21 protein-coding genes are annotated in these 22878 nt (G+C 58.6%); 11 read left to right on the forward strand and 10 right to left on the reverse strand.

The annotated features are described in order from the left end of the window. Together HMPREF3178_RS31860 and HMPREF3178_RS21295 are read left to right on the forward strand one after the other, a co-directional pair. Positions 1 to 686 (forward strand): amino acid--tRNA ligase-related protein (locus HMPREF3178_RS31860; protein ID WP_323807555.1); only part of this gene is annotated, 686 nt, incomplete at its 5' end. A 336-nt stretch (positions 687 to 1022) separates the two neighbouring features. Beyond that, positions 1023 to 1436 carry a hypothetical protein gene (locus HMPREF3178_RS21295; RefSeq protein WP_004099850.1) on the forward strand — a complete coding sequence of 138 codons (414 nt, stop codon included), beginning with the start codon at positions 1023 to 1025 and terminating at the stop codon, positions 1434 to 1436. A gap of 289 nt (positions 1437 to 1725) precedes the next feature. On the opposite strand, the gene HMPREF3178_RS21300 is transcribed toward HMPREF3178_RS21295, so the two are convergent. After that, the gene (locus HMPREF3178_RS21300; protein ID WP_017146441.1) at positions 1726 to 2598 is read right to left on the reverse strand and encodes an extended-spectrum class A beta-lactamase OXY-2-7; all 873 of its coding nucleotides are present in this window, start codon (positions 2596 to 2598) and stop codon (positions 1726 to 1728) included. Positions 2599 to 2759: 161 nt separating this feature from the next. Here HMPREF3178_RS21300 and HMPREF3178_RS21305 point away from each other — a divergent pair, with 161 nt between their 5' ends. Next, entirely contained in the window at positions 2760 to 3791 is a 1032-nt protein-coding gene (locus tag HMPREF3178_RS21305) for a Gfo/Idh/MocA family protein (RefSeq protein ID WP_004111092.1), read from the forward strand. A gap of 43 nt (positions 3792 to 3834) precedes the next feature. Here HMPREF3178_RS21305 and HMPREF3178_RS21310 read toward each other — a convergent pair whose 3' ends face one another. Further along, entirely contained in the window at positions 3835 to 4842 is a 1008-nt protein-coding gene (locus HMPREF3178_RS21310; RefSeq protein WP_004099856.1) for a Gfo/Idh/MocA family oxidoreductase, read from the reverse strand. 103 nt (positions 4843 to 4945) lie between these two features. Between HMPREF3178_RS21310 and HMPREF3178_RS21315 the strand changes: the two genes are divergently transcribed. The 4 genes from HMPREF3178_RS21315 (at position 4946) to HMPREF3178_RS21330 (ending at position 9889) form a co-directional block, all read left to right on the forward strand. Then, positions 4946 to 5965 (forward strand): LacI family DNA-binding transcriptional regulator, encoded by a 1020-nt coding sequence (locus HMPREF3178_RS21315; protein WP_017146440.1) that lies wholly within the window; start codon positions 4946 to 4948, stop codon positions 5963 to 5965. Between the two features lie 449 nt (positions 5966 to 6414). Continuing rightward, positions 6415 to 7338, forward strand: a complete 924-nt coding sequence (locus HMPREF3178_RS21320; protein ID WP_004099858.1) for a sugar ABC transporter substrate-binding protein — start codon at positions 6415 to 6417, stop codon at positions 7336 to 7338. 24 nt (positions 7339 to 7362) lie between these two features. Further along, the gene (locus HMPREF3178_RS21325) at positions 7363 to 8847 is read left to right on the forward strand and encodes a sugar ABC transporter ATP-binding protein (RefSeq protein ID WP_004111095.1); all 1485 of its coding nucleotides are present in this window, start codon (positions 7363 to 7365) and stop codon (positions 8845 to 8847) included. A gap of 19 nt (positions 8848 to 8866) precedes the next feature. Continuing rightward, the gene (locus tag HMPREF3178_RS21330; protein ID WP_024273870.1) at positions 8867 to 9889 is read left to right on the forward strand and encodes an ABC transporter permease; all 1023 of its coding nucleotides are present in this window, start codon (positions 8867 to 8869) and stop codon (positions 9887 to 9889) included. 45 nt (positions 9890 to 9934) lie between these two features. Here the strand turns inward: HMPREF3178_RS21330 and HMPREF3178_RS21335 are convergent, their stop codons facing one another. From HMPREF3178_RS21335 to HMPREF3178_RS21365, 7 genes are read right to left on the reverse strand one after another with little or no spacing between them, the layout of a single operon-like run. After that, positions 9935 to 11179 carry a Zn-dependent hydrolase gene (locus HMPREF3178_RS21335; RefSeq protein WP_017146439.1) on the reverse strand — a complete coding sequence of 415 codons (1245 nt, stop codon included), beginning with the start codon at positions 11177 to 11179 and terminating at the stop codon, positions 9935 to 9937. Further along, positions 11176 to 11658: an L-2-amino-thiazoline-4-carboxylic acid hydrolase gene (locus HMPREF3178_RS21340; protein WP_004099867.1), complete on the reverse strand. Its 483-nt coding sequence runs from the start codon at positions 11656 to 11658 to the stop codon at positions 11176 to 11178. The genes HMPREF3178_RS21335 and HMPREF3178_RS21340 overlap by 4 nt, the downstream gene beginning before the upstream one ends. Before the next feature lie 17 nt (positions 11659 to 11675). Next, a complete protein-coding gene (locus HMPREF3178_RS21345) occupies positions 11676 to 12833 on the reverse strand; it encodes a branched-chain amino acid ABC transporter substrate-binding protein (RefSeq protein WP_017146438.1) in 1158 nt (385 codons plus the stop codon). A gap of 27 nt (positions 12834 to 12860) precedes the next feature. After that, complete coding sequence (locus HMPREF3178_RS21350) at positions 12861 to 13580, reverse strand: ABC transporter ATP-binding protein (protein WP_017146437.1); 720 nt, start codon at positions 13578 to 13580, stop codon at positions 12861 to 12863. Beyond that, positions 13573 to 14340 carry an ABC transporter ATP-binding protein gene (locus tag HMPREF3178_RS21355; protein WP_016809094.1) on the reverse strand — a complete coding sequence of 256 codons (768 nt, stop codon included), beginning with the start codon at positions 14338 to 14340 and terminating at the stop codon, positions 13573 to 13575. Before HMPREF3178_RS21355 ends, HMPREF3178_RS21350 begins: the two co-directional genes overlap by 8 nt. Next, positions 14337 to 15443 carry a branched-chain amino acid ABC transporter permease gene (locus HMPREF3178_RS21360; protein ID WP_026055971.1) on the reverse strand — a complete coding sequence of 369 codons (1107 nt, stop codon included), beginning with the start codon at positions 15441 to 15443 and terminating at the stop codon, positions 14337 to 14339. The genes HMPREF3178_RS21355 and HMPREF3178_RS21360 overlap by 4 nt, the downstream gene beginning before the upstream one ends. A 10-nt stretch (positions 15444 to 15453) precedes the next feature. Next, positions 15454 to 16404: a branched-chain amino acid ABC transporter permease gene (locus HMPREF3178_RS21365; protein ID WP_017146436.1), complete on the reverse strand. Its 951-nt coding sequence runs from the start codon at positions 16402 to 16404 to the stop codon at positions 15454 to 15456. A gap of 171 nt (positions 16405 to 16575) precedes the next feature. Here HMPREF3178_RS21365 and HMPREF3178_RS21370 point away from each other — a divergent pair, with 171 nt between their 5' ends. The 4 genes from HMPREF3178_RS21370 (at position 16576) to licT (ending at position 21853) form a co-directional block, all read left to right on the forward strand. After that, on the forward strand, positions 16576 to 17505 hold the full coding sequence (locus HMPREF3178_RS21370; protein ID WP_004111106.1) for a LysR substrate-binding domain-containing protein: 930 nt from the start codon (positions 16576 to 16578) through the stop codon (positions 17503 to 17505). 210 nt (positions 17506 to 17715) lie between these two features. Beyond that, a complete protein-coding gene (locus HMPREF3178_RS21375) occupies positions 17716 to 19596 on the forward strand; it encodes a beta-glucoside-specific PTS transporter subunit IIABC (protein WP_017146435.1) in 1881 nt (626 codons plus the stop codon). Further along, positions 19593 to 21017 carry a glycoside hydrolase family 1 protein gene (locus HMPREF3178_RS21380; protein ID WP_017146434.1) on the forward strand — a complete coding sequence of 475 codons (1425 nt, stop codon included), beginning with the start codon at positions 19593 to 19595 and terminating at the stop codon, positions 21015 to 21017. Before HMPREF3178_RS21375 ends, HMPREF3178_RS21380 begins: the two co-directional genes overlap by 4 nt. After that, complete coding sequence (licT, locus tag HMPREF3178_RS21385; RefSeq protein WP_070585496.1) at positions 21014 to 21853, forward strand: BglG family transcription antiterminator LicT; 840 nt, start codon at positions 21014 to 21016, stop codon at positions 21851 to 21853. The genes HMPREF3178_RS21380 and licT overlap by 4 nt, the downstream gene beginning before the upstream one ends. A 1-nt stretch (position 21854) precedes the next feature. On the opposite strand, the gene HMPREF3178_RS21390 is transcribed toward licT, so the two are convergent. Further along, on the reverse strand, positions 21855 to 22859 hold the full coding sequence (locus tag HMPREF3178_RS21390; protein WP_017146432.1) for a LacI family DNA-binding transcriptional regulator: 1005 nt from the start codon (positions 22857 to 22859) through the stop codon (positions 21855 to 21857). Between the last annotated feature and the right edge of the window lie 19 nt (positions 22860 to 22878).

Below are 22878 nucleotides of genomic sequence, written 5' to 3' on the forward strand. Positions count from 1 at the left end.
TGGAACTCTATATGGCCTATGCGGATTATAAAGATCTGATCGAACTGACCGAGTCTCTGTTCCGCACGCTGGCGCAGACCGTGCTGGGTAAAACCGAAGTGCCGTACGGCGACCAGGTGTTCGACTTCGGCAAACCGTTTGAAAAACTGACCATGCGCGAAGCGATCAAGAAATACCGTCCGGAAACCGAGATGGCGGATCTGGATAACTTCGATGCGGCAAAAGCGCTGGCGGAATCCATCGGTATTCACGTTGAGAAGAGCTGGGGACTGGGGCGTATCGTCACCGAAATTTTCGATGAAGTCGCGGAAGCGCATCTGATCCAGCCGACCTTTATCACCGAGTATCCGGCGGAGGTTTCGCCGCTGGCGCGCCGTAACGACGTGAACCCGGAAATCACCGACCGCTTCGAGTTCTTTATCGGTGGGCGTGAAATCGGCAACGGCTTTAGCGAGCTTAACGATGCGGAAGATCAGGCGCAGCGTTTCCAGGATCAGGTCAACGCCAAAGCGGCGGGGGATGACGAAGCGATGTTCTATGACGAAGACTACGTCACCGCGCTGGAATATGGCCTGCCGCCGACCGCTGGCCTGGGCATTGGTATCGACCGCATGGTAATGCTGTTTACCAACAGCCATACCATCCGCGACGTGATCCTGTTCCCGGCAATGCGCCCGCAGAAGTGATTGCGTGGCGTGAAAGCAAAACCCCGGCCTGGCGGGGTTTTTTAGCACTTGCAAAGCGACTTTCATCCTGCACTCGCATTTCATCAAGAGTTAACCCGCTGCTTTACAGCAGGTTATAAGGGAGCAGAACTCCGATTAGGAAAACTATCGCAGCGATCTCCGAGGCTGTATTACGTACGAAATCCCCCCCCCTTTTCTGATGAACAGGCATAGCGATTTTTTAAAATACCGCTCCGGATTTTAAACCTTAAATACGGGACTCTATTTAGAAGTAGCTTACTCCATGCATCTTATATGCTATAACAGCGCGCATAAAAAACATAAGGTGTTAATTAAATGAAAAAAATAAAGCTAATTGTTGGCAGCGTGATCTGTGCAAGTTATTTATTAGCGTCAGTGTTATCAATGGCAAGTGATAAAATAAACAGTAATGCCGTCCATTTTGATAAAGGCAGCAGCGGTACGATAATAAAAAGTACTGTGACCGGGAACGATGTCAATGATTTTACGCTGGTGGCGAAAGCGGGCCAGATGATGCATATCAGCATGACGAGCCAGTGGCCGCATCCTTATTTTAATGTTATCGCGCCTGATAATAATGCCATTTATAACGGTTCAATGAGCGGAGATACCTTTGAGCAGCGTCTGGCCGTCAGCGGTCAATATACGGTGCGGGTCTATCAGATGGGCGGCGCGCGTGATGAAGGTAAAACCAGCGGTTATGCGCTGACGTTTAAAATCACCGATTAATATTTGGCGGCTGTCTGTTCAGGCTGTCCCGGGGGCGGCGCGTTAAGCGCCGCCCCCGGGAGCAGAGTGCGGAGTGGCTGAATTTCCCGGAGGCGATGCTGCGCATCTGTCCGGGCTACCGGCACGGCAGACGTCGGTGAATCATGGTGGTTACCGGCCCGCAGACGGCGGTGAATTATGGGGGCTCCCGGTCCGCAGACGGCAATGAACCCGTAGCCCGGGCAAGGCGCGTTGAGCGCCGCCCCCGGGAGCAGAGTGCAGAGTGTTGCAGAACGGGCCTGTTCCCGGCTTAAAGCCCTTCGGTCACGATTTTTGCCGCTGCGGCTAACACCTCTTTGCGGTTTTTCGCATCCTGCTGCGGCTGGGTAAAGTAGGTGACTAATACCAGCGGAGCGTGATCTTCCGGCCAGATAACCGCAATATCATTGGTGGTGCCGTAATCTCCGGCGCCGGTTTTATCGCCGACCACCCAGCTTTCAGGCAGGCCCGCGCGAATGCTTTGCCCGCCGGTGGTATTGCCTTTCAGCCAGGTGACTAACTGGGCGCGTTGCTGTTCGCCCAGCGCATCGCCAAGCGTCAGCTTGCGTAGGCTTTCAGCCATCGCCAGCGGCGTGCTGGTATCACGCTCATCGCCCGGGATGGCGGTATTCAGCGTGGGCTCCGTACGATCGAGACGAAAGGTGGCATCGCCGATACTGCGGGCGAAGGCGGTGACTTTTTCCGGCCCGCCAAGGTAGCCGATGATCAGATTCATCGCCGTATTGTCGCTATATTGCAGCGTCGCCGCGCTTAGCTCAGCCAGCGTCATTCCGCTCTGGAGATGTTTTTCGGTAATCGGACTCCAGACCACCAAATCGGCTGCGTTAATCTCCAGCCTTTTATTTACCACCTCTTTATTGCTTTCGCTCTGTTTTAATACCGCGGCGGCGGCCATCACTTTACTGGTGCTGCACATGGCAAAACGCTCGTCGCCGCGATATAAGATTTGAGAATTATCTGCCGTGTTGATTAGCGCCACGCCCAACCTGCCGCCTGAACGCTTCTCGAGATCTGTCAGCTTCTGATGGATAGCATCGGTACTGGCCCACAGTGCGCCGCTCGCCAGCAGCAGCGGAACGGCGGCGGCTAGCATTGCAATTTTACGCCACGAACTTTTTATCATTTCTGATTCCTTGAGAGTGATAAGTCGCAGCGGACTATCTGCGACTCCCGCTATTTTGACAAGCAATTTATTGATGATGGAATTCCATCATCAATTCGATATTTGTCCTTCCAGCGCCTGCTTATAGTGTCTCGCCAGACCCATAAAAATAAGGAGCCGCTATGTTCCCGTCACAGTTACCGAAACCGCGCCATCCTGCCGCTGCGGCGATCCCCTCGCTGCGCTGGGCCATTATTGGCCCCGGCTGGATTGCCGAGCGCTTTGTGAAATCGTTAAAAGAGCTCAGCCGCCAGCGGGTGGTTGCCGTCTCCTCGCGGACGCAACAAAAGGCCGATAGCTTTGCCGCCCGCTGGGGGATTCCGCAGGCTTACGCTCAGGTGGACGAGATGCTGGCGCGACCGGATATTGATGCGGTTTACGTTGCCACCCCGCATAACCACCACTTCCCGGACGGGCTGCGGGTTCTGCAGGCGGGCAAACATGTACTGATTGAAAAGCCGTTTGCGCTGAACCGGCGGGAAGGCGCGGCGCTAAAAGCAGAAGCCCTGAAACAGGGGAAGCTGGCGATGGAGGCGATGTGGTGCGATTACGCGCCGAAATATGACGTGATTCGCCAGCTGCTGGATGACGGCGCGCTGGGCGATCTGCATACGCTGCTCGCCGATCACGGTGAATATTTTACTCCGGATCATCGCATTTTTAATGCCGATCTTGCCGGTGGACCGATGATGGATCTCGGCAGCTATCTGACCTCATTCAGCGTGATGGTCGGCGGCGTGCCGCAGGACATTGTCGCCCGCGGGCGCCCCGCCCAAAGGGGCATCAATGGGCAAATTTCGATGCTGTTTAACTGGGAAAACGGCTTACAGGGATTGCTCAACACCACGCTATTCAGCAATACGCCGGGCGGCGCGGTGGTGGCCGGGCGCGACGCGACCCTGGTCCTTGACGGGCAATTCTATGCGCCGGGGAATTTTACCCTCGCCGCCAGCCAGGGGGGACAGGTACTGCGCTGGGAAGAGCCGCGCAACCGCTACGACCAGCTGTTTTATCAGGCCGAACATTTTGCCTGGTGCGTGGGGCAAGGGCTCACGGATTCGCCGATTCGCCCGCTGACCAGAGTTCTGGAAAACCTGAGCGTCATGGATGAAGTGCGGCGGCAGATTGGCGTAATATTTAACGAGGAGCGTTAACGGCGCGCCGTTGCCCCGTATGCCGACCGCATACGGGGCTTTTTTACGCCAGCGGTTCGACGCTGACAAATTGCCCTTGCTGCAGGGAAAGCACGGCGGCTTCGGCGATAGCCTGCGCCCGCAGCCCGTCCAGCAGCCCCGGCAGGTCCGGCTCCTCTTCTCCGCCTGACGAGCGGACAAAAGCATCCAGATGCGCGTAGTACGACTCCTCGACGCGGCTGAACCAGTCCGGATAGAGGCCGGGCTGAATGCAGCGCGCTCCCTGCCACAGCGTCACGCCGCGCGAGGCCTGACTGCCGGACTCCAGTACGCCCTCCGGGCCGAGCAGGCTGATGCGTTCATCGTAGCCGTGGCCGGTGCGCCGGGTGTTGTCCAGCTGCGCCAGCGCGCCGCCGCGCATCCGCAGCATGAGAATGGAGGTATCGACATCGCCGATCCCGGCGAGCTCCGGCAGCGCCAGCGCCTCTCCCATGGCGGCAACCGTTGTCACTTCATCGCCGGTAAGAAAACGCAGCAGATCGAAAAAGTGGATTGCCTGGTCGCGCATCTGGCCGCCGGAGCTGCGCAGATACGCCAGCGGCGGCATAACCGATGCCCGGCACACCATCTGCACCAGTTCAATTTTACCGATAACGCCAGCCTCGACCTGGCGACGCAGCTGCTGGTGGCTGGCGTCAAAGCGGCGGTTAAAGCCCACGGTCACCGGCACGCCGAGCGGCAAAACCCTGTCGACAACCTGGCGCGCACGGGCCAGCGAAAGGTCGATCGGTTTTTCGCAGTAAACGGCCTTCCCGGCGCGCGCTGCGGCCTCCAGCAGTTCCGCATGTGAAGGGGTCGAGCTGGCGATGAGCACCGCATCAATGGCATCGCTACTGATGGCCTCGGCGACGGTGGTTGCCCGCGCGCCGTAGCGGGAGGCCAGCGTTTTCGCCCGCTCGGGCTCGGCGTCTGCCACCATGGCCAGAACGGTTCGCTCATGGCGAGCGAGGTTGGCGGCGTGAACCTGGCCTATAAAACCGCTGCCTAATAACGCAAAACGAATGCAGGTCATTTTGTTCTCCATAAAGAGGGATTTAGCGTTGCCAAATTAATCTGTTTGCTACACTGACCAACACGGGCGTTTTGATGGATTTCCATCATGGGTGAGGGGAACGATGAAAAGCATTTCACTGGCGGCGCTGGCTAAACGGATCGGCGTGGGCGTGGCGACGGTTGACCGGGTGCTTAACGAACGCGGCGGCGTGTCGCCGGAAACCACGCGCCGGGTGCTGCAGGCGGCGCGTGAAGCCGGTTTAAAGCGTATTTTGCCGGAAGAACGTCGTCTGCCCTGGCAAATCGAAGTGTTCCTGAGCGCTAACGACTCGCGCTTTTTCTCTCGCCTGACGCAGGATTTCGCCGACGTGGCGGATAGCCTTGGCTATCGCCGACTGACGCTGCACCGCACGCTGGTGGCGGAATCCTCCCCGGAAAAACTGGCGAAAAGCCTTCTTCGCAGCAGTAAAAAGCGCCATGCGATAATTGTCTTCGGCAACGAACATCCGCTGGTCTACGAAGCCCTGCGCCAGTGTGGTGAAGCAAACGTACCGGTAATTACGCTGGTCACCGACCTGCCCGACGCGCAGAGGCTTTGCCACGTAGGAATCGATCAGCAGCAGGCGGGACGTACCGCGGGCATGATGATGGGGTTGATGGCCCATCAGCCCGGGGAAGTGTTGATGCTCTGCGGTCGTCAGGATTTCAGCGCCCACCGCTCGCGGATTCAGGGATTTCGCGAGGTGATAAGCCAGCGCTTTCCGCATCTGCAGCTTGGTGAGGTGCTGGCGGGTGAGGATAACCGGCAGCGGATCGACCGTTTGCTGGAAGAAGCCCTGAACCGTAACCGCGACGCGGTGGGCATCTACAATACCGGTCTGGGCAATAGTCTGGTGGCGCAGGCGCTGGCCCGCCATCGCCGTTATGGTAAGTGCTGTTGGATTACTCATGAACGCTATAGCACCACCCGCGAACAGCTGGCGCAGGGTGGGATGGCGTTGACGGTCGATCAAAATCCTCATCAGCATGCCAGGCTGGCGGTGGAGCTGGCCCTGCGCCACCTGGAAACCGGCTATCAGCCCCATCTCTTTCGTGACGGCAAGGTCGAGTTTATCCTCTATAGCGCTGAAAACGTCGACTGAGCGCCCGCGGCCTGCCGGGCGACATCCCTTTTTACACCGTATCTCCTGTCCCGTTTTAAACCGCTGCCGCTATCGCCGCGCCGGGCGGCAAACCGTCGCCTGCCTCTCATTTTTTGCGCATTTATGCGTCAATGTTAGATGTGTGTCAAAGTTCTGTTAACACGCAGTTTTAAAATTTTCATTTCGGTTATTTACTTATAAACGTTTCATATGTGTTGTTAATGAAATAAACGGTCTGTAATTTTCACCTCGTGATAAATGGACTGATGTTTCAGAAAATCATTTTAAAACAACTGAATTTTGCGATGGCGGTCGGCATTAAAAAATGACGTAGCGCGAAGCCTGTTTTTCCGAAACGCTGAAAAAGCAGGCGCTTAATGCACAATTAATGAAACTAATTTTTCATTTTACCTTACCTAACCGATGTGCCTGTGAATAAAGGATCAACTATGAATATCAAGAAAACGGTTGTTGCCTCTTTGATAGCCTGCATGCTGCCAGCGGTCGTGATGGCGAAAGATATTTCGGTCGGTGTTTCTATGGCGCTTTTTGATGACAACTTCCTGACCATTCTGCGCACCGCCATGCAAAAAGAGATGCAAAAAGAGGGCGTGAAGTCACAGATGGAAGATGCGAAGGGCGACGTCTCGCAGCAGCTACAGCAGGTGCAGAATTTTATTGGCCAGGGCGTCGACGCCATTATCGTTAACCCGGTCGATACCAACGCGGTCAAACCGATTATGGACCAGGCGACCAAAGCGGGCATTCCGCTGATCTTCGTTAACCGTCGTCCGCAGGCGCAGCTGACCGATAAAATGGCCTACGTCGGCTCCGACTCCGTGCTGGCGGGGCGCTTACAGATGGAAGCGCTAGCCAAAGCGATGAACGGCAAGGGCAACGTCGCCATTCTGCTCGGCGACCTGGCGAATGAATCGACCCGCGACCGGACCAAAGGGGTCGAAGAGGTGGTGGCGAAATACCCCGATATCAAAATCGTGCAGAAGCAGACCGCCAAATTTATGCGTAACGACGCCGTTGACGTAGTCAGCAACTGGATGACCAGCGGCGAAGACATTCAGGCGATCGCCTCCAATAACGATGAAATGGCCATCGGCGCGCTGCAGGCGCTGGGGAAAAACCCCAACCATATCCTGATTGCCGGGGTGGACGGGACGCCAGATGCCCTGCAAATGCTTAAAAACGGCAAGATGATCGCCACGATTTTCCAGGATGCCAAAGGGCAGGGCGAAGGCGCGGTAGATGCCGCTATTAAGCTGGCCAATGGCGAAAAAGTGGAAAAGGTCATCGACGTCCCTTACCAGCTGATCACCAAAGACAACATGGCTGAATTCATCAATCGCAACCAGAAATAGTCATTCAGGGTACGGAGGTGAAGTATGAACGCTTTTGCACTTGAAGCCGAAGGGATCAGCAAATTCTTCCCCGGCGTGAAGGCGCTCGACAACGTCTCATTACGCGTGCGTCCGGGGACGGTGCACGCGCTGATGGGCGAAAACGGCGCCGGGAAATCCACGCTGATGAAATGCCTGATCGGGATCTACCGTCCCGATAAGGGCGCGATCCGCGTCAAAGGGGAGCCGGTCCAGTTTCAGGATACGATGGATGCGCTGCGCTCCGGGATCTCGATGATCCATCAGGAGCTTAATCTGGTACCGCATATGACGGTGGCGGAAAATATCTGGCTCGGCCGCGAGCCGATGAAATACGGTTTCGTCGATCATCGCCAGCTTGCCCGGCAGACTCAGGAACTACTGAATAAACTGAATATTCGTTTATCCGCCGATCGCCTGGTAGGGGAATTAAGTATCGCCGCCCAGCAGATGGTGGAGATTGCCAAAGCGGTTTCGTGGAATGCGGATATTGTGATTATGGACGAACCGACCTCGGCATTAACCGAGAGCGAAGTGGCGCATCTGTTTACCATTATTCGCGATTTACGCCAGCAGGGAAAAGCCATTATTTATATTAGCCATAAGATGGATGAAATTTTCACCATTACCGATGAGATCAGCGTATTTCGCGACGGCACCTGGGTAGGAAGTCAACCTACCACCGAGTTTACCCGCCAGTCGCTGATTACCCGGATGGTCGGGCGGGAGCTTACCCAGCTCTTTCCCAAATTCAATAATACCATTGGCGAAGAGGTGCTGACCGTGCGCAACCTGTCGCGCAAGGGGGTCTTTCACGATATCAACTTTAGCGTGCGCCGCGGGGAGATCCTCGGCGTGGCGGGGCTGGTGGGGGCCGGGCGCAGCGAAGTGATGGAAAGCCTGTTCGGCATGGAGAAAGCCGATAGCGGCGAAGTGCTGATTGACGGTGTGCCGGTCACTATTGATTCGCCTTCAACGGCGATTGAAAAAGGGATGGCGCTGCTGACGGAAGACCGCAAAAAGTCCGGCCTGTTCCTCGTACTGTCGGTGCTGGAGAATATGAGTATCGTCAAAATGCCGGAATATATCGGTAAAACCGGTTTTGTTCAGCACCTCAAAATGGCCGAGGACTGCATGGAGCAGATCCGCCGCCTGAATATTAAAACCCCCACCATGGATCAGATTATTAATAACCTTAGCGGCGGCAATCAGCAGAAGGTGCTTATTGCCCGCTGGCTGCTGGCTCAGCCGAAAATACTCATTCTCGATGAGCCGACCCGCGGAATTGACGTCGGGGCGAAAGCGGAAATATATCATCTGATTAGCGAACTGGCCAACCGCGGCGTGGCGGTCATTATGGTTTCTTCTGAATTACCTGAAATTCTCGGGATGAGCGACCGGGTGATGGTGATGCATGAAGGACGGATTACCGGCATCCTCGATAAAGAGGACGCCGATCAGGAAACCATTTTGTCGTTGGCATCCCATTGAGGCACAGAGAATGAGCAATATGAAAATAACGGCGACCCCGATCGATGAGAAACCCTCTTTCTTTGGGCAATTACGCCACCGGCTGCCGAAAGATACCGGCATATTTATCGTCATGCTGGTGATTGCCCTGACTTTTGAAATTGCTGGCTGGTACGTCCGCGACCAGTCCTTTTTATTAAACACCAATCGCCTGATATTAATTGTTTTACAGGTAGCGATTATCGGTATTATCGCAGTCGGGGTTACTCAGGTCATTATTACCACCGGGATTGACCTCTCCTCCGGTTCGGTGATCGCGCTCGCCGCCGTGGTGGCGGCGAGCCTCGCGCAAACCTCCGACAGCCTGTCGCCGATGTTCCCGTCGCTGGTCAATATGCCGGCGATAATCCCGATTGGCGCCGGCATCGGCGTCGGTCTTCTGTGCGGCTTAACCAACGGTTTTCTGGTGACCCGCACCGGCATCCCGCCGTTTATTGCCACCCTGGGGATGATGGTGTCGGCGCGCGGTCTGGCGCAGTATTACACTCAGGGCAACCCGATTAGCTTCTTATCCGACAGCTTCACCGCCATCGGTCAGGGCGCGATGCCGGTGATTATTTTCTTCGTCGTTGCTGCGGTCTTCCACATCGCCCTGAAGCATACCCGCTACGGTAAATACGTTTATGCTATCGGCGGCAATATGACCTCGGCGAAGGTCTCCGGTATCAACGTGAATAAATACCTGGTGATCGTCTATACCATCGCCGGGGCGCTCTCCGGCCTTGCAGGCGTAGTGCTGGCGGCGCGCGTCAGCAGCGGCCAGTCGAGCATGGGAATGTCCTACGAGCTGGATGCGATCGCCGCGGCGGTTATCGGCGGCAGCAGCCTGATGGGCGGGGTAGGGCGCATCACCGGCACTTTAATCGGCGCCATGATCCTCGGCCTGATTAAGAGCGGGTTTACCTTTGTCGGCGTTGACGCCTACGTGCAGGATATTATCAAAGGCATCATTATCGTCGCGGCGGTGACTATCGATATGCGCCGCAACCGCAAAAAGCATTGATCGGCAATAGCCCACGGCCCTGGCTGGCGTGGGCTGTATCGCGTTTTACGTCGCGCTGCGAGCGGGCAGCTCATCGGCGGCAAGGCGTAAACTGTTGAGCAGCACGTTAGCCCCTTTCTCGGCCCACGCGGGCAGAATATTTTCCGCCTCGTTGTGGCTAATTCCCTTCTCGCAGGGAATGAAAATCATGCTAGCGGGCGCGACCTTGCTGATATAGCAGGTATCGTGACCGGCGCCGGAGACCATGGTTCGCGCGCCATAGCCCAGTTCGTCCGCCGCTCGCTGGCTGCGCGCCAGACACTCGCGATCAAAAGCAATGGGCGCATAATCAAAAATGCGCTCGACGTTTGCCGCCACGCCGCGCGCCGCCAGCGCTTCAGCGGCACGATGCAGCGCCCGTTCCATGGCTTCCAGCGCCGGGGATTGCGGATGACGAAATTCGACGCTGCACGCCACGCCTCCCGGTACTACGTTGCGCGATCCCGGAATGACCTGCGCCATCCCGATAGTCGCGCGCCCGTCTGGATTATGGGCGATGCCGATTTGCTCCACCGCCAGCGCCAGCTCGGCGAAGGCGGTCAGCGCGTCGCGGCGGCTGCCCATCGGCGTGGTTCCGGCGTGGGCGGAAAAGCCCTCCAGGGTGACGTTGAACCAGCGCTGGCCCATTGCCGCGTGAACGAGGCCGATATCAACGCCTTCTTCTTCCAGAATCGGCCCCTGTTCGATATGCACTTCGTAGCAGGCGTGGAGCGGGCAGGCGGCGGCAGGACGCTCCCCGCGATAGCCGATAGCCTCCAGCGCCTCGCCGACGCTGATGCCGTCGCGATCTTCGCGGGCGAGCGCGAAGGACTCGCTAAACTGCCCGGCCCAGACGCCGGACGCCAGCATCGCCGGGGCAAAGCGCGCCCCTTCTTCGTTGGTCCAGTTCACCAGCACGATATCGCGTTCGGTCGCAATGCCGCGGTCGTTCAGCGTGCGCAGCGCCTCCAGCCCGGCGAGGACGCCGTAAATGCCGTCATAGCGGCCGCCGAGCGGTTGGGAATCGACGTGCGAACCGGTCAACACCGGGGGCAGATGCGAATGTTTACCGCAGCGGCGAATAAACATATTCCCCATACTGTCGACTTCGCAGGGGAAGCCAGCTTCACGCGCCCACTGGCGCAGCAGATTGCGCGCCTGGCGGTCCTCTTCGCTAAGCGCCAGTCGGGTCACGCCGCCCGCCGGCGTGGCGCCGAGCTGCGCCATCTCGTTGAGCGTCGACCACAGACGTGCGCCGTTGACGGTTATCATGGCTTATCCTTTTTCACGCGATAGCGGAAGTCGCAGCACTTTCCGCCCTGCATAATGGTGGTGGTACGCGTCAGCTCCACATCCGGGGCATAGCCGACGATAAACTTATCGTCGCGGGCGCAGGAGAGCAGATGGCCAATTTCGCCGAGGCCCATTTCGTGGTACATCTCGGCGTAGCGGCAGCGGTTCACGTTGTAGTTATACTGCTGGTCGTCGGCGTCCAGTACCTTGACCTCCAGGGCGTTATCTTTTTCCCACAGATACTGCAGCGCGACAAAGCTGCGAATATCCGCGCCGTTCGGCTCCTGGCGGGCAAAGGCTTTCCCCGCCTCAATCGCAGCGTTTTCAATCGCTTCGCCGATGACCGCCTGGGCGCGAGCCTTACCTATCTCCCGCACCAGGATGTCGTAAATCGGCTTGATTATTTCTGCTTCAATTTTGCGGCGGGCGAGAATGCCCAGCTCGTTATTATCACTCATCACATTGCCTCACTGCGTTACTTCGTTGTTGCGCCGCCGAGTACGGTTTGCGGCTGCCATTTGCCGTCGACGACTTTATAAACGGTAAAGGTTGGCGATTTCAGGTTGCCCTCTTTATCAAAGGCGATTTGTCCGGTCACGCCGGCGTAGTTAATGGCGCGCAGGGCGGGCAGATAGTCGGCGGGATCGACGGAGTCGGCTTTTTTCATCGCCGCGACCAGCACGCGGGTAGCGTCATAGGCGAACGGCGCGTGCAGTTCGATATGGGTGTGATAGCGTGACTGGTAGGCCTGCTCGAAGGCTTTACCGCCCGGCATCTGCTCAACCGGCAGTCCCGGCTCCAGCGCCACCACGCCGTCGCCCTCTTTTTGCGCCAACTGGAGGAAGGTCTGGCTAACGAAGCCGCCTGCGCCCATCAGGGTGGCATTCATGCCCAGCTGTTTGATGCGGCGCGCCAGCGGGGCGGCCTGACTATCGACGCCGCCAAAGAAAATCAGATCGGCGTTTTTGCTGCGGATAGCGGTCAGCACGGCGCTGAAGTCGACGGTTTTGTCATCGACGTACTGGCGGTCGACGATGTTGATTCCCTGTGCTGCCAGCGACTTAATAAACTCATCCGCCAGCCCCTGGCCGAAGGCGGTACGGTCATCAATGACCGCGATGCGTTTGGCCTTCAGGGTTTGTACCGCGTACTGTCCGGCAAACTGTCCGCCGTCATCGTCGTGGCCCATCACGCGGAAGCTGGTGTCGAAACCCTGTTTGGTGTAGGCGTGCCCGGTGGCAACCGGCGCGACCTGGGCGATGCCCGCATCGTGGTAAACCCGCGCAGCGGGAATGCTGGTGCCGGTGTTCCAGTGGCCGACGACGCCCGCGACGCCGCTATCCACCAGACGCTGGGCGACGGCGACGGCGGTGCGTGGGTCGGACTGATCGTCTTCCGATTGCAGCTTGAAGGTCACCGCCTTGCCGCCGATGGTCGGGTGCTGCTTGTTGATATCGTCAATCGCCAGCTGCGCGCCGTTTTCCAGATCCTTGCCGATACGCGCGGAAGGGCCGGTGAGCGGGCCTGCCAGGCCGATAATGACGGTTTCGCTGGCCGCGGACCACGCGGCGGATGAGGCAAAACCACTGAGCAGAATAGCGGCGCTGAGCGCGCTGATTTTTACGGTTTTCATTGTTTTTCCCTGATGCTGGTTGGTGTGTTAAACGGGCATTTCGCCCAAATAAATCTGTGCTATACGATCGTCGGCCAGCAGCGTCTGCGACGGACCGCGCTCGACGATGCTGCCGCTATCCATTACCCAGGCGCTGTCGGTCGCCTCCAGCGCCAGGCGTGCGTTCTGCTCGATCAGCAGCAGCGCGACGCCGCGCTGGCGCAGGGTGGCGATAACGCGAAAAATGTTCTCGACCATCAGCGGCGCCAGGCCCATTGACGGCTCGTCGAGGATCAGCAGACGCGGCTGGCTGAGCAGGGCGCGATTGAGCGCCAGCAGCTGCTGTTCGCCGCCGGAGAGCAGCCCCGCCAGCTGATGCTGGCGTTCGGCGAGGCGCGGGAAATTAGCGAAGATGGCGCCCATCTCCTGTTTTACCGCCGTCGCGTCGCGTCGTAGCCAGGCGCCCATTTGCAGGTTTTCCAGCACCGTCATGCGCGCAAAGATGCCGCGTCCTTCCGGCACCATCACGAGTCCTTCGCGCAGCAGGGATTCGGCCCGGCGTTTGCGTATCGGTTTGCCGTTAAACAGAATTTCGCCGCTAAAGGGTTCCAGCCCGGTAATGGCGCGGACGGTGGAGCTTTTGCCCGCGCCGTTGGCGCCGATAAGCGTGGTCTGCTCGCCCTCTTTCACGCTGAATGAGACGTCGCGCACCGCCTGGATGCCGCCGTAGTGGACGCTAAGCTGGTTAACGGTTAATAAATCAGACATGGGCGCTGCCTCCCAGCCAGGCGGCGATCACCGCCGGATCGCGGCGTACGCTATCCGGCGTGCCGCTGGTTAACGTTTTGCCGTAATCCAGCACCATCAGGCGATCGCAGATCCCCATCACCAGCTTGACGTCATGCTCAATCATCAGCAGCGTTTTGCCGTCGTCGCGAATACGCAGCAGCAGTTCGCCAAGGGCCATCTTCTCGGCGGCGTTCATCCCGGCCGCTGGTTCATCCAGCGCTAACAGGCGCGGATCGGTCGCCAGCGCGCGGGCGATCTCCAGCCGCCGCTGGTGGCCGTAGGCGAGGTCGCAGGCGCGGTAGTGGGCGAACTGCGCGATACCGGTATAATCCAGCAGGTGCCAGGCCAGCTCGCGGGTTTGCGCTTCCTCGGCGCGGGCGCGTTTATGGCGGGAGAGCGCGGCCCACAGGCCGTTGCGGGTGCGCACGTGGCGGCCCACCATTACATTCTCCAGCACCGACATGTCGTTAAACAGCCGCACGTTCTGAAAAGTGCGGGCGATCCCTGCGGCGGTCACTTTCTCAATATTCTTCGGAAAATAGGCTTCCCCGCCGATAGCGAACTCGCCGCTGTCCGCCGGGTAAAGCCCGGTAATCAGATTAAAACAGGTGGTTTTTCCCGCGCCGTTGGGGCCAATCAGGCCGTAGATTTCGCCCTCGTTGATGCTCAGCGATACGTTGTCGACCGCCGTCAGACCGCCGAAACGCTTGGTCATATGGCGTACGCTTAACAGGCTCATGCTTTTGCTCCTTGATGTCGCGCGGGCCAGATGCCCTGCGGGCGCAGCAGCATGACCAGCACCAGCGCCAGACCGTAGAACAGCTGGCGCAATACTTCCGGGTCAATCAGCACTTCGCCAAACAGCGCCTGCTGTACCGGCGCCGCCTGGCTGCGCAGCAGTTCCGGCAGCGCGGTCAGCAGCACCGCGCCGAGGATCACGCCGGGGATGTGCCCCATCCCGCCCAGCACCACCATCGCCAGGACCGCAATCGACTCCTGCAGGGTAAAGGATTCCGGCGAAACAAAGCCCTGAAATGCGCCGAACAGCGCGCCCGCCACGCCGCCGAATGAGGCGCCGATAGCGAAAGCCAGCAGTTTGTAATTACGCAGGTTGATGCCCATCGCGCGGGCGACGTCTTCGTCCTCGCGGATCGCGTGCCAGGCCCGACCAATGCGTGAATGCTGTAGCCGCAGGCAGACGAAAATAATCGCCACGATCGCCAGCATCAGCAGGTAGTACCACAGCCACAGCGCCGGGACTTTAAAACCAAACCAGTGATAGACGCCGCTAAACTTGAGGCCGAACAGATTCAGCGAATCGACCCCGGAAATGCCTTTTGCGCCGTTGGTGATGTTGACCGGACGGTCGAGGTTGCGCATCAGGATGCGAATAATTTCACCGAACCCGAGGGTGACGATGGCCAGATAGTCGCCGCGCAGCTTGAGCGTCGGCGCGCCCAGCACGATACCGCAGCCTGCCGCCAGCAGCGCGGCGAGCGGAATAATCACCAGCCAGGAGGTGTGCAGGCCGTCCGGAAACCAGCTATTTAAAATCGGGAAGACGTCCAGCAGATGCGGCGAGGCCAGCAGCGCCGCCAGATACGCGCCGACGGCGTAAAAGGCGATAAAGCCCATATCCAGCAGGCCGGTGTAGCCGACCACAATATTCAGCCCCAGCGCCAGCATAACGTAGAGCAGGGCGAAGTCGATGACTCGCACCCAGTAGTTGCCGCCGAGCTGGCTGGCGACCATCGGCGCCACCAGCAGCGCGCAGACCAACAGGGTCATCCCGGACCAGAAGCGGCGGGAGACGACAGGCGTATCGAGTTGTGCCGTTGTCATGATTTTTCTCCTAAGCCCGGTGCGCGACGCGTTCGCCGAGCAAACCGGCCGGGCGGAAGACCAGCACCAGGATCAGCACCATAAAGGCGAAGATATCCTTGTAGTTGCTGCCGAAGACGCCGTGGGTCAGGTCCCCGAGATAGCCTGCGCCAAGGGATTCGATAAGGCCCAGCAGCAGGCCGCCGATCATCGCGCCGCGAATATTACCGATGCCGCCGAGCACCGCGGCGGTAAAGGCTTTAATGCCGGGCAGAAAGCCCATGGAGAAGCTGGCATTGCCGTAGTTGCTGGCCATCATGACGCCAGCGAGCGCGGCGAATATGCCGCCGATGGCGAAAGTGAGGGCGATAATTGCGTTAGGGTTAACGCCCATTAGCGTGGCGATGCGCGGATTTTCCGCTACCGCGCGCATACCGCGACCTAAACGGGTGTACTCCACCAACAGCCACAGGCCAAGCATCACCGCGAAGGCCAGCGCGACGGTGACGATACCGGTGACGGTAACGAGAGCCGGCGGATGCGCTGCGCTGCCGTGGGTCACGGCGATGGCATCCATTGACAGGATCTGCGGGAACATCAGCGGATTACGCGACCAGACGATCATTGCCACGGTTTGCAGCAGTACCGAGACACCGATCCCGGAGATCAGCGGCGCCAGGCGCGGGGCGTTGCGCAGGCGGCGGTAGGCAAAGCGTTCGACCGCCATCGCCAGCAGGGCGCAGACCGCCATGGCCAGCACCAGCGCCAGCCCCAGCTGCGCCAGCGGCGGCAAAGTGGGGAAATGGGCGTTCAGCGCGTGCATCCCGGAAAGCGTGGTCAACGCGCCGACCATCAGAATATCGCCGTGGGCAAAGTTAATAATGCGCAGGATGCCGTACACCATGGTGTAGCCGAGCGCGATCAGGGCGTAGATGCTGCCGAGCATGACCCCGTTGATGATTTGTTGTATGAGTGTGTCCAACTGATTGTTCCGACAAGATGCTCAAATAATAGCTACCATCCAACAAATGAATTAAATTGTAAAATACGCATATATTCTTTCTTATTATAAATGTGTGGTTAACTATCTTTATGATTTTAAATATAATTAAATAATGCATCGGATAGCGAAATGCGCTAAGAAAATCAACATATGAAAAAAACAGAACAATCAGAGGGGCCGGTTAGCTGGTCGGAGAGTACGTTGGCCAACGATCCCCCGCTGCGGGCGGTGCGCGCCTTCGAGGCGATCGCACGCCTCGGCAGCGTAACCCTGGCGGCGCAGGAGCTGGCGATATCGCCCTCGGCGGTCAGCCATCAGCTCAAAGTGCTGGAAGGCTATTTGCAGATCCCGCTCACCGCACGTCAGGGGCGACGGCTGACCCTCAGCCAGCAGGGGCGGGAGTATTACCGCTCGATCCGCGCGGCGTTTAACGTGCTGCGTCAGGCCACTGAGCACCTGGTCGATCAGGTGCAAACCCAGCAGGTGACGATCAGCCTGATCCCGCTGTTTGGCATGGGCTGGTTTATTCCCCGGCTGCCGTCATTCGTGCACGCGAATCCGCATACCGAAATCAACGTGGTTTACGCCAACCACCGCAACTATCTTAGCGACGCTTCCGATATGTCGATCCGCTTTGGCAACGGTCACTGGGTAGGCTATCAAAGCGAAAAGCTGATCTCCGGCAGAATGGTTCCGGTATGCAGTCAGGCTTTTCTCCGCCTCCATGGGCATATTGATACCCCGGAACAGCTGTTACAAATGCCGCTGCTGCATGATGAGGAGCGCACCACGTGGAACCAGTGGTTTGTGCAGCAGGGAGTGAAGCGCCCGCCGCGATCGACCGGGCCGATGTTTGAGGATGGTCTGCTAACCCTGGCGGGCGTACAGGCCGGGCTGGGCTGTGCGCTAATGCGCGAGCCGCTGATCGCTCCCTATCTGAAGAGCGGCGAGCTGGTGAAAATCTTCGATGCGGCAATAGATGATGGCCGGGATTATTATCTCTGCGTGCGCCAGGATAGCGAGATGACCCCCAATGGCAAACTATTACAAAGCTGGCTTCGTCAGCAGGCCTTCGGCTGATATTAACTTAAGAATTTACTTAATCCAGCTCACACTTTTGTCCGGTCATCATTGAATTCATCAAAGGCCGCTTAGATAATCCGCCGAAATAACCCATTTTTATGATGGCGTGCTACTGCGAAAGCAGGCAAGACCAAAATAGAAATGCTCTCCCGCCAAGGGGAGCGTCTCTGTTTTGGTCTTTTTTTTGCCCCAACACCAGGGAACACTATGAACTATAACGAAACAGCAGACAAAATCCTCCACGCGGTGGGCGGTGCGGAGAACATCCGTATGCTCACCCATTGCGCGACCCGGCTGCGCATGGAGTTCAACGACCGCGCAAAGGTTAACGATGCGCAGATTGGCGCCCTTCCCGGCGTGATCAGCGTAGTGGAGAAGGGCGGCCAGTTCCAGATAGTTATCGGCAATGAGGTGCAGCAGGTTTATCGCCTGCTCAATAAGGTGCTGCCGGAGAAAAAAGGCCCGGCAGGCGGCGATAAAAACGCGAAGCCGGCCGGCATCGTCGCCCGGATTATCAGCGTTATTTCGACCACCTTTACCCCGGTGATCCCGGCGATTACCGGCGCGGGGATGATTAAAGCGCTGCTGGCCATTCTCAAGCTCACCGGGGTGATTAGCGAAACCAGCTCGACGTATCAGCTGCTGAATATTATTGCCGACGCCGCCTTCTTCTTCCTGCCGGTGCTGCTGGCCTACGGCGCATCGCTGAAGTTTGAATGCAACCCGATTCTGGCGATGACCCTCGCGGGCGTGCTGCTGCATCCGGGCATCGGCCAGATGCTGGCGGCCGGTAAAGCGGTGGATTTTGTCGGCATCAACGTCCTGCTTTCCGATTACGCCGGTTCGGTGCTGCCGATTATTCTGACCGTGTGGCTGATGTCGTGGGTGGAGCGCTTCGCCGAAAAAGTGTCGCCATCGATTATCAAGTTTTTCGTTAAGCCGATGCTGATTCTGCTGATTACCGCGCCGCTGGCGCTGGTGGTGGTCGGCCCGGCGGGCATTTTGCTTAACGACCTGGTGGCCGCGGGGGCGGGCGCTATCGACCGCCACGCCAGCTGGTTAATCCCGATGCTGATGGGCACCCTGCAGCCCTTCCTGATCATTACCGGCACCGCCTGGGCGATGACGCCGATCGCCACCGGTCAGCTGAGTAAAAGCGGTTACGAGATGATTAACGGCCCGGGGATGCTGGCCTCAAACGTGGCGATGGGCGCGGCGACGCTGTGCGTGGCGCTGAAAACCAAAAATAGCAACCTGCGCCAGCTGGCCTCCTCGTCGGGATTTACCGCACTGCTGGGGATCACCGAACCGGCGCTGTACGGGGTGCTGCTCAAGTTCCGCCGCGTGCTGATTGCCGCGATGATCGGCGGCGGCTGCGCCGGGGTCTATGCCGGGGTGAGCGGGCTGGTGCGCTACGCGTTTGTCTCGCCAGGCCTCGCGGCGCTGCCGGCGTTTATCGGTGAAAACCCGATGAACATCGTTCATGCGCTGGTGACCTGCGCGATTTCCATCGTGGTGACCTTTACCCTGACCTGGTTTATCGCCTTCAAAGATGTTCCTGAGGAACAAGAAGCGGTGGACGAGGCGCCGCAGCCTGCGGCGAGCGCTAAAAGCGAGGGGGAGACGGAGGTATTAAGCCCGCTGCGCGGTCAGGTGGTGGCGCTCAGTGAAGTGAACGACGACGTCTTTTCCGGCGGTCTGCTGGGCGAGGGGCTGGCGATTCGTCCCGAAGAGGGAGTACTGCGCGCGCCGTTTAGCGGCACGGTGATGATGTTTCTGCCCTCCTGCCACGCCGTTGGCCTGCAGAGCGACAGCGGGGTTGAGCTGCTGATCCATATCGGTATTGATACCGTCAATCTTAACGGCCAGCACTTTAGCTCATCGCTGAAGGTGGGAGATAGGGTGGAGGCGGGGCAGGTGCTGATCCGCTTTGATATTCCCGCCATCGAACAGGCCGGATACGACCTGATTACGCCAGTCATTGTGGTCAACGGCGATGGGCAGCACGCTCTGCGCTTTACCGACGCCGCCCGGGTGGATTACGGCGAGACGCTGATGGTGCAATCCGTTAAGGAGGCGCAGCCATGATTTATCAACAGCAGGCCCGGTTCCCGGACGGTTTTCTGTGGGGCGCGTCCACCTCAGCCTATCAGGTTGAGGGCGCGTGGAATGAAGACGGTAAAGGACCGTCGGTAGTCGACATGCTTAGCCATCCGCCGGGAACGGCGGACTTCCGCATCGCCAGCGACCACTATCATCACGTGGAGGAGGACGTCGCGCTGATGGCGCAGATGGGGCTGAAGGCCTACCGTTTTTCGGTGGCCTGGTCGCGGGTGATACCTGACGGCGATGGCCCGGTGAATCAGGATGGGCTGGCCTTTTATCACCGCCTGATCGACGCCCTGACGCGCCACGGGATCACCCCCATCGTGACGCTCTACCACTTCGACCTGCCGTGGGCGCTGGAGCTAAAAGGCGGCTGGCTGAACCGCAAAACCGGGGAGGCATTCGTGCGCTATGCCAGGCTGCTGTTCAGCGAATTTGCCGCCAAAGTTCCGCTCTGGCTGACCATCAACGAACAGAACACCATGATTCTGCATCCCGGCGCGATTGGCGTGCCCGCCGATCGTGAACTGCCGGATAAGAAGGCGCTGTACCAGCAGAATCATCATATGATGCTGGCCCAGGCGCAGATCTTCGCCCTGTGCCACCGTGAGTTCCCCGGGCTGCGCATCGGCCCGGCGATAAACACCACGTCGATGTACGCCGAAAGCTGTAAGCCGGAGGACGCCATCGCCGCGCATAACTGGGAGACGCTGCGCTGCTGGAGCTTTCTGGATGTTGCGGTGCATGGGCGCTACAACGCCCTGGCGTGGGCCTATATGCAGGATCGCGGCCTCGCGCCGAATCGGCAGCCGGAGGATGCGCTGATTTTGCAGCAGGGGAGGCCGGACTTTATCGCCATTAATTACTACTCGACCGCCACCATTGCCGCCAGCCGGGGCGACGGCGGGGACGTTGCGCCCCGCGCGGGCGATCAGCAAATTATGCTGGGCGAAGAGGGGGTTTATCGTCCGGCGGAAAATCCATGGGTCGGCAAAACCCCCTACGGCTGGGTGGTCGACCCGGTAGGGCTGCGTCTGACGCTGCGTAAAGTGTGCGAGCGCTATGGTCTGCCGATTCTGATTAGCGAAAACGGGATGGGCGCGCCGGACAAGCTGGAGCCTGACGGGACGGTGAATGACGACTATCGCATCGCTTTCCTCGACGCGCATATCGCACAGATGCGGCTGGCGATTGCCGACGGCGTCGAGCTGATGGGCTACTGTCCGTGGGCGGCGATTGACGTGGTCAGCACCCATCAGGGATACGCCAAGCGCTACGGTTTTATTTATGTCGATCGCGGCGAGGATGACCTGAAGCGGCTGCAAAGGATCCGCAAACGCAGCTTCTGGTGGTATAAGGATGTCATCGCGCAAAACGGCAACCACGACGAGTCGCAGAGATGATTGTTCAGAAGGTGCTCAATAATAGCCTCGTGCTCTCGATGGACGACGATAACAGGGAGGTTATCGTCATGGGGAAAGGCATTGGTTTCAATAGCAGGCCCGGCGATGCAATCGCCCCGGAGAAGATAGAGAAGCTATTCGTAACCCAGGCGCTCGGCGCGCGCAGCGGCTATCTTGAGGCGCTCTCCGCCATTCCGGATGAGGTCATTGAGATGGCCGCAATGATTATTTCCCGCGCCAATATGCAGCTCGCCAGCAAAGTCCGCGAGCAGATTTTCTTTACCCTCGCCGACCATCTGACTTTCGCCATCGAGCGCAGCCGCAAAGGGATCGCTATTCAGAACCGCCTGCTGCCGGAAGTCAGGCGCTTTTATCCGCAGCAGTTCCGCGTCGCCAGTGAGGCGGTGACGATTATTCGCCAGCAGTACGGGATTGAACTGCCGGAGGAGGAAGCCGGGAATATCGCCTTTCATCTGGTTAACGGCCAGAGCGAGGGCGACGACGTAGCGCAGACCATGCAGTCGGTGAAAATGCTGAAGGATATTTTTAATCTCGTGCAGTACCACTTTAAGCAGCGGATAGACACCGAATCGATAAACTACTCGCGCTTTCTGGTCCATATGCAGTTTTTCTTCCAGCGTTTACAGGAGGGGGAGCTGGACGGCGCGCGGGACAGCTTTCTGCTGGTGCAGGTGATTAAGGCGTATCCGGACGCTTACCGCTGCGCGCTGCTGATCCGCGACTACGTCAAAGCCCAGCTCGATATCACCCTCGGCGGCAACGAGCTGCTGTGGCTCACCGTTCATCTGGTGCGGATCGCGGGGCTGGATGCGTGAATCACCGATGCCGAAACTGCAGCGTCGCCGGCAGGTAGCGCTGTAGCGGTTCAGGCGTGTTGCCCTCGATCAGCTGACTGATTAAATCGTAGCAGTGCCAGGCCAGCTGGCGGTTATCCTGCTGTACGGTATCAATACGCAGCGACAGCGAATCGTAGAGATAGTGATCGTCAAAGCTCGCCAGGTGGATGTCGGAGTCGAGCAAATGGTGCTGGCTCATATAGCGCAGCACCCCTTCCAGCAGCCCGCAGGCGGCGGTAAATAGCGCCTTTGGCGGCCTTCCCAGACGCGCGCAGAGGGCGGCGAACATCTCATAGCCGGAGCTGGGATGGTAGTTGCCGTTGAGCACCCACTCCGGGCGCAATTCAATACCCGCCTGGGCCAGACCCTGCGTAAACCCGGCCAGACGATCGCGGGAGGGCGACAGACGCGGCTGACCGCCTAAAAACCAGAACTCATCGCTATGCTGAGGCGCGATGCGGGAAATCAGCTCCGTCGTTGGGGTAATCGAATCGGTCATCACCAGCGGCAGCGCGCTTTCATTAGGACAGCGGTCAAACAGCACCACCGGCAGCTGTTCGCTGAGCTTCAGGTAGTCGGCATCGTTGTGCATACAGGAGGCGACGATCAGACCGTCAACCTGGCGGGCAATCATGTTATTGACCACCATGCTCTCCTGACCGGGGTTTTCATCGGTACAGGAGATCAGCAGCTGGACGCCCGCTTCGCGGCACAGCATCTCCAGCTCATGGGAAAAGACCGCAAAGCCGTAGTTGGTGATTTCCGGCACCACCAGGCCGATGGTGTGGCTACGGTTGTCGCGCAGCGAGCGGGCGTGGATGCTCGGCTGATAGTGCTGCTCGCGGGCAATCGCCAGCACGCGCTCGCGCGTTTCCTGCGCCACGCGCAGCTCTTTGCCACGACCGTTCAGCACCAGGCTGGCGGTCGCTTTGGAAACGCCCGCCAGTTCGGCGATATCTTTAATGGTTACGCGTTTGGTTTTCATTACGACGCCATGAGCCTGA

The organism is Klebsiella sp. HMSC09D12 (genome assembly GCF_001808475.1).
GTDB classification, from domain to species: domain Bacteria; phylum Pseudomonadota; class Gammaproteobacteria; order Enterobacterales; family Enterobacteriaceae; genus Klebsiella; species Klebsiella oxytoca.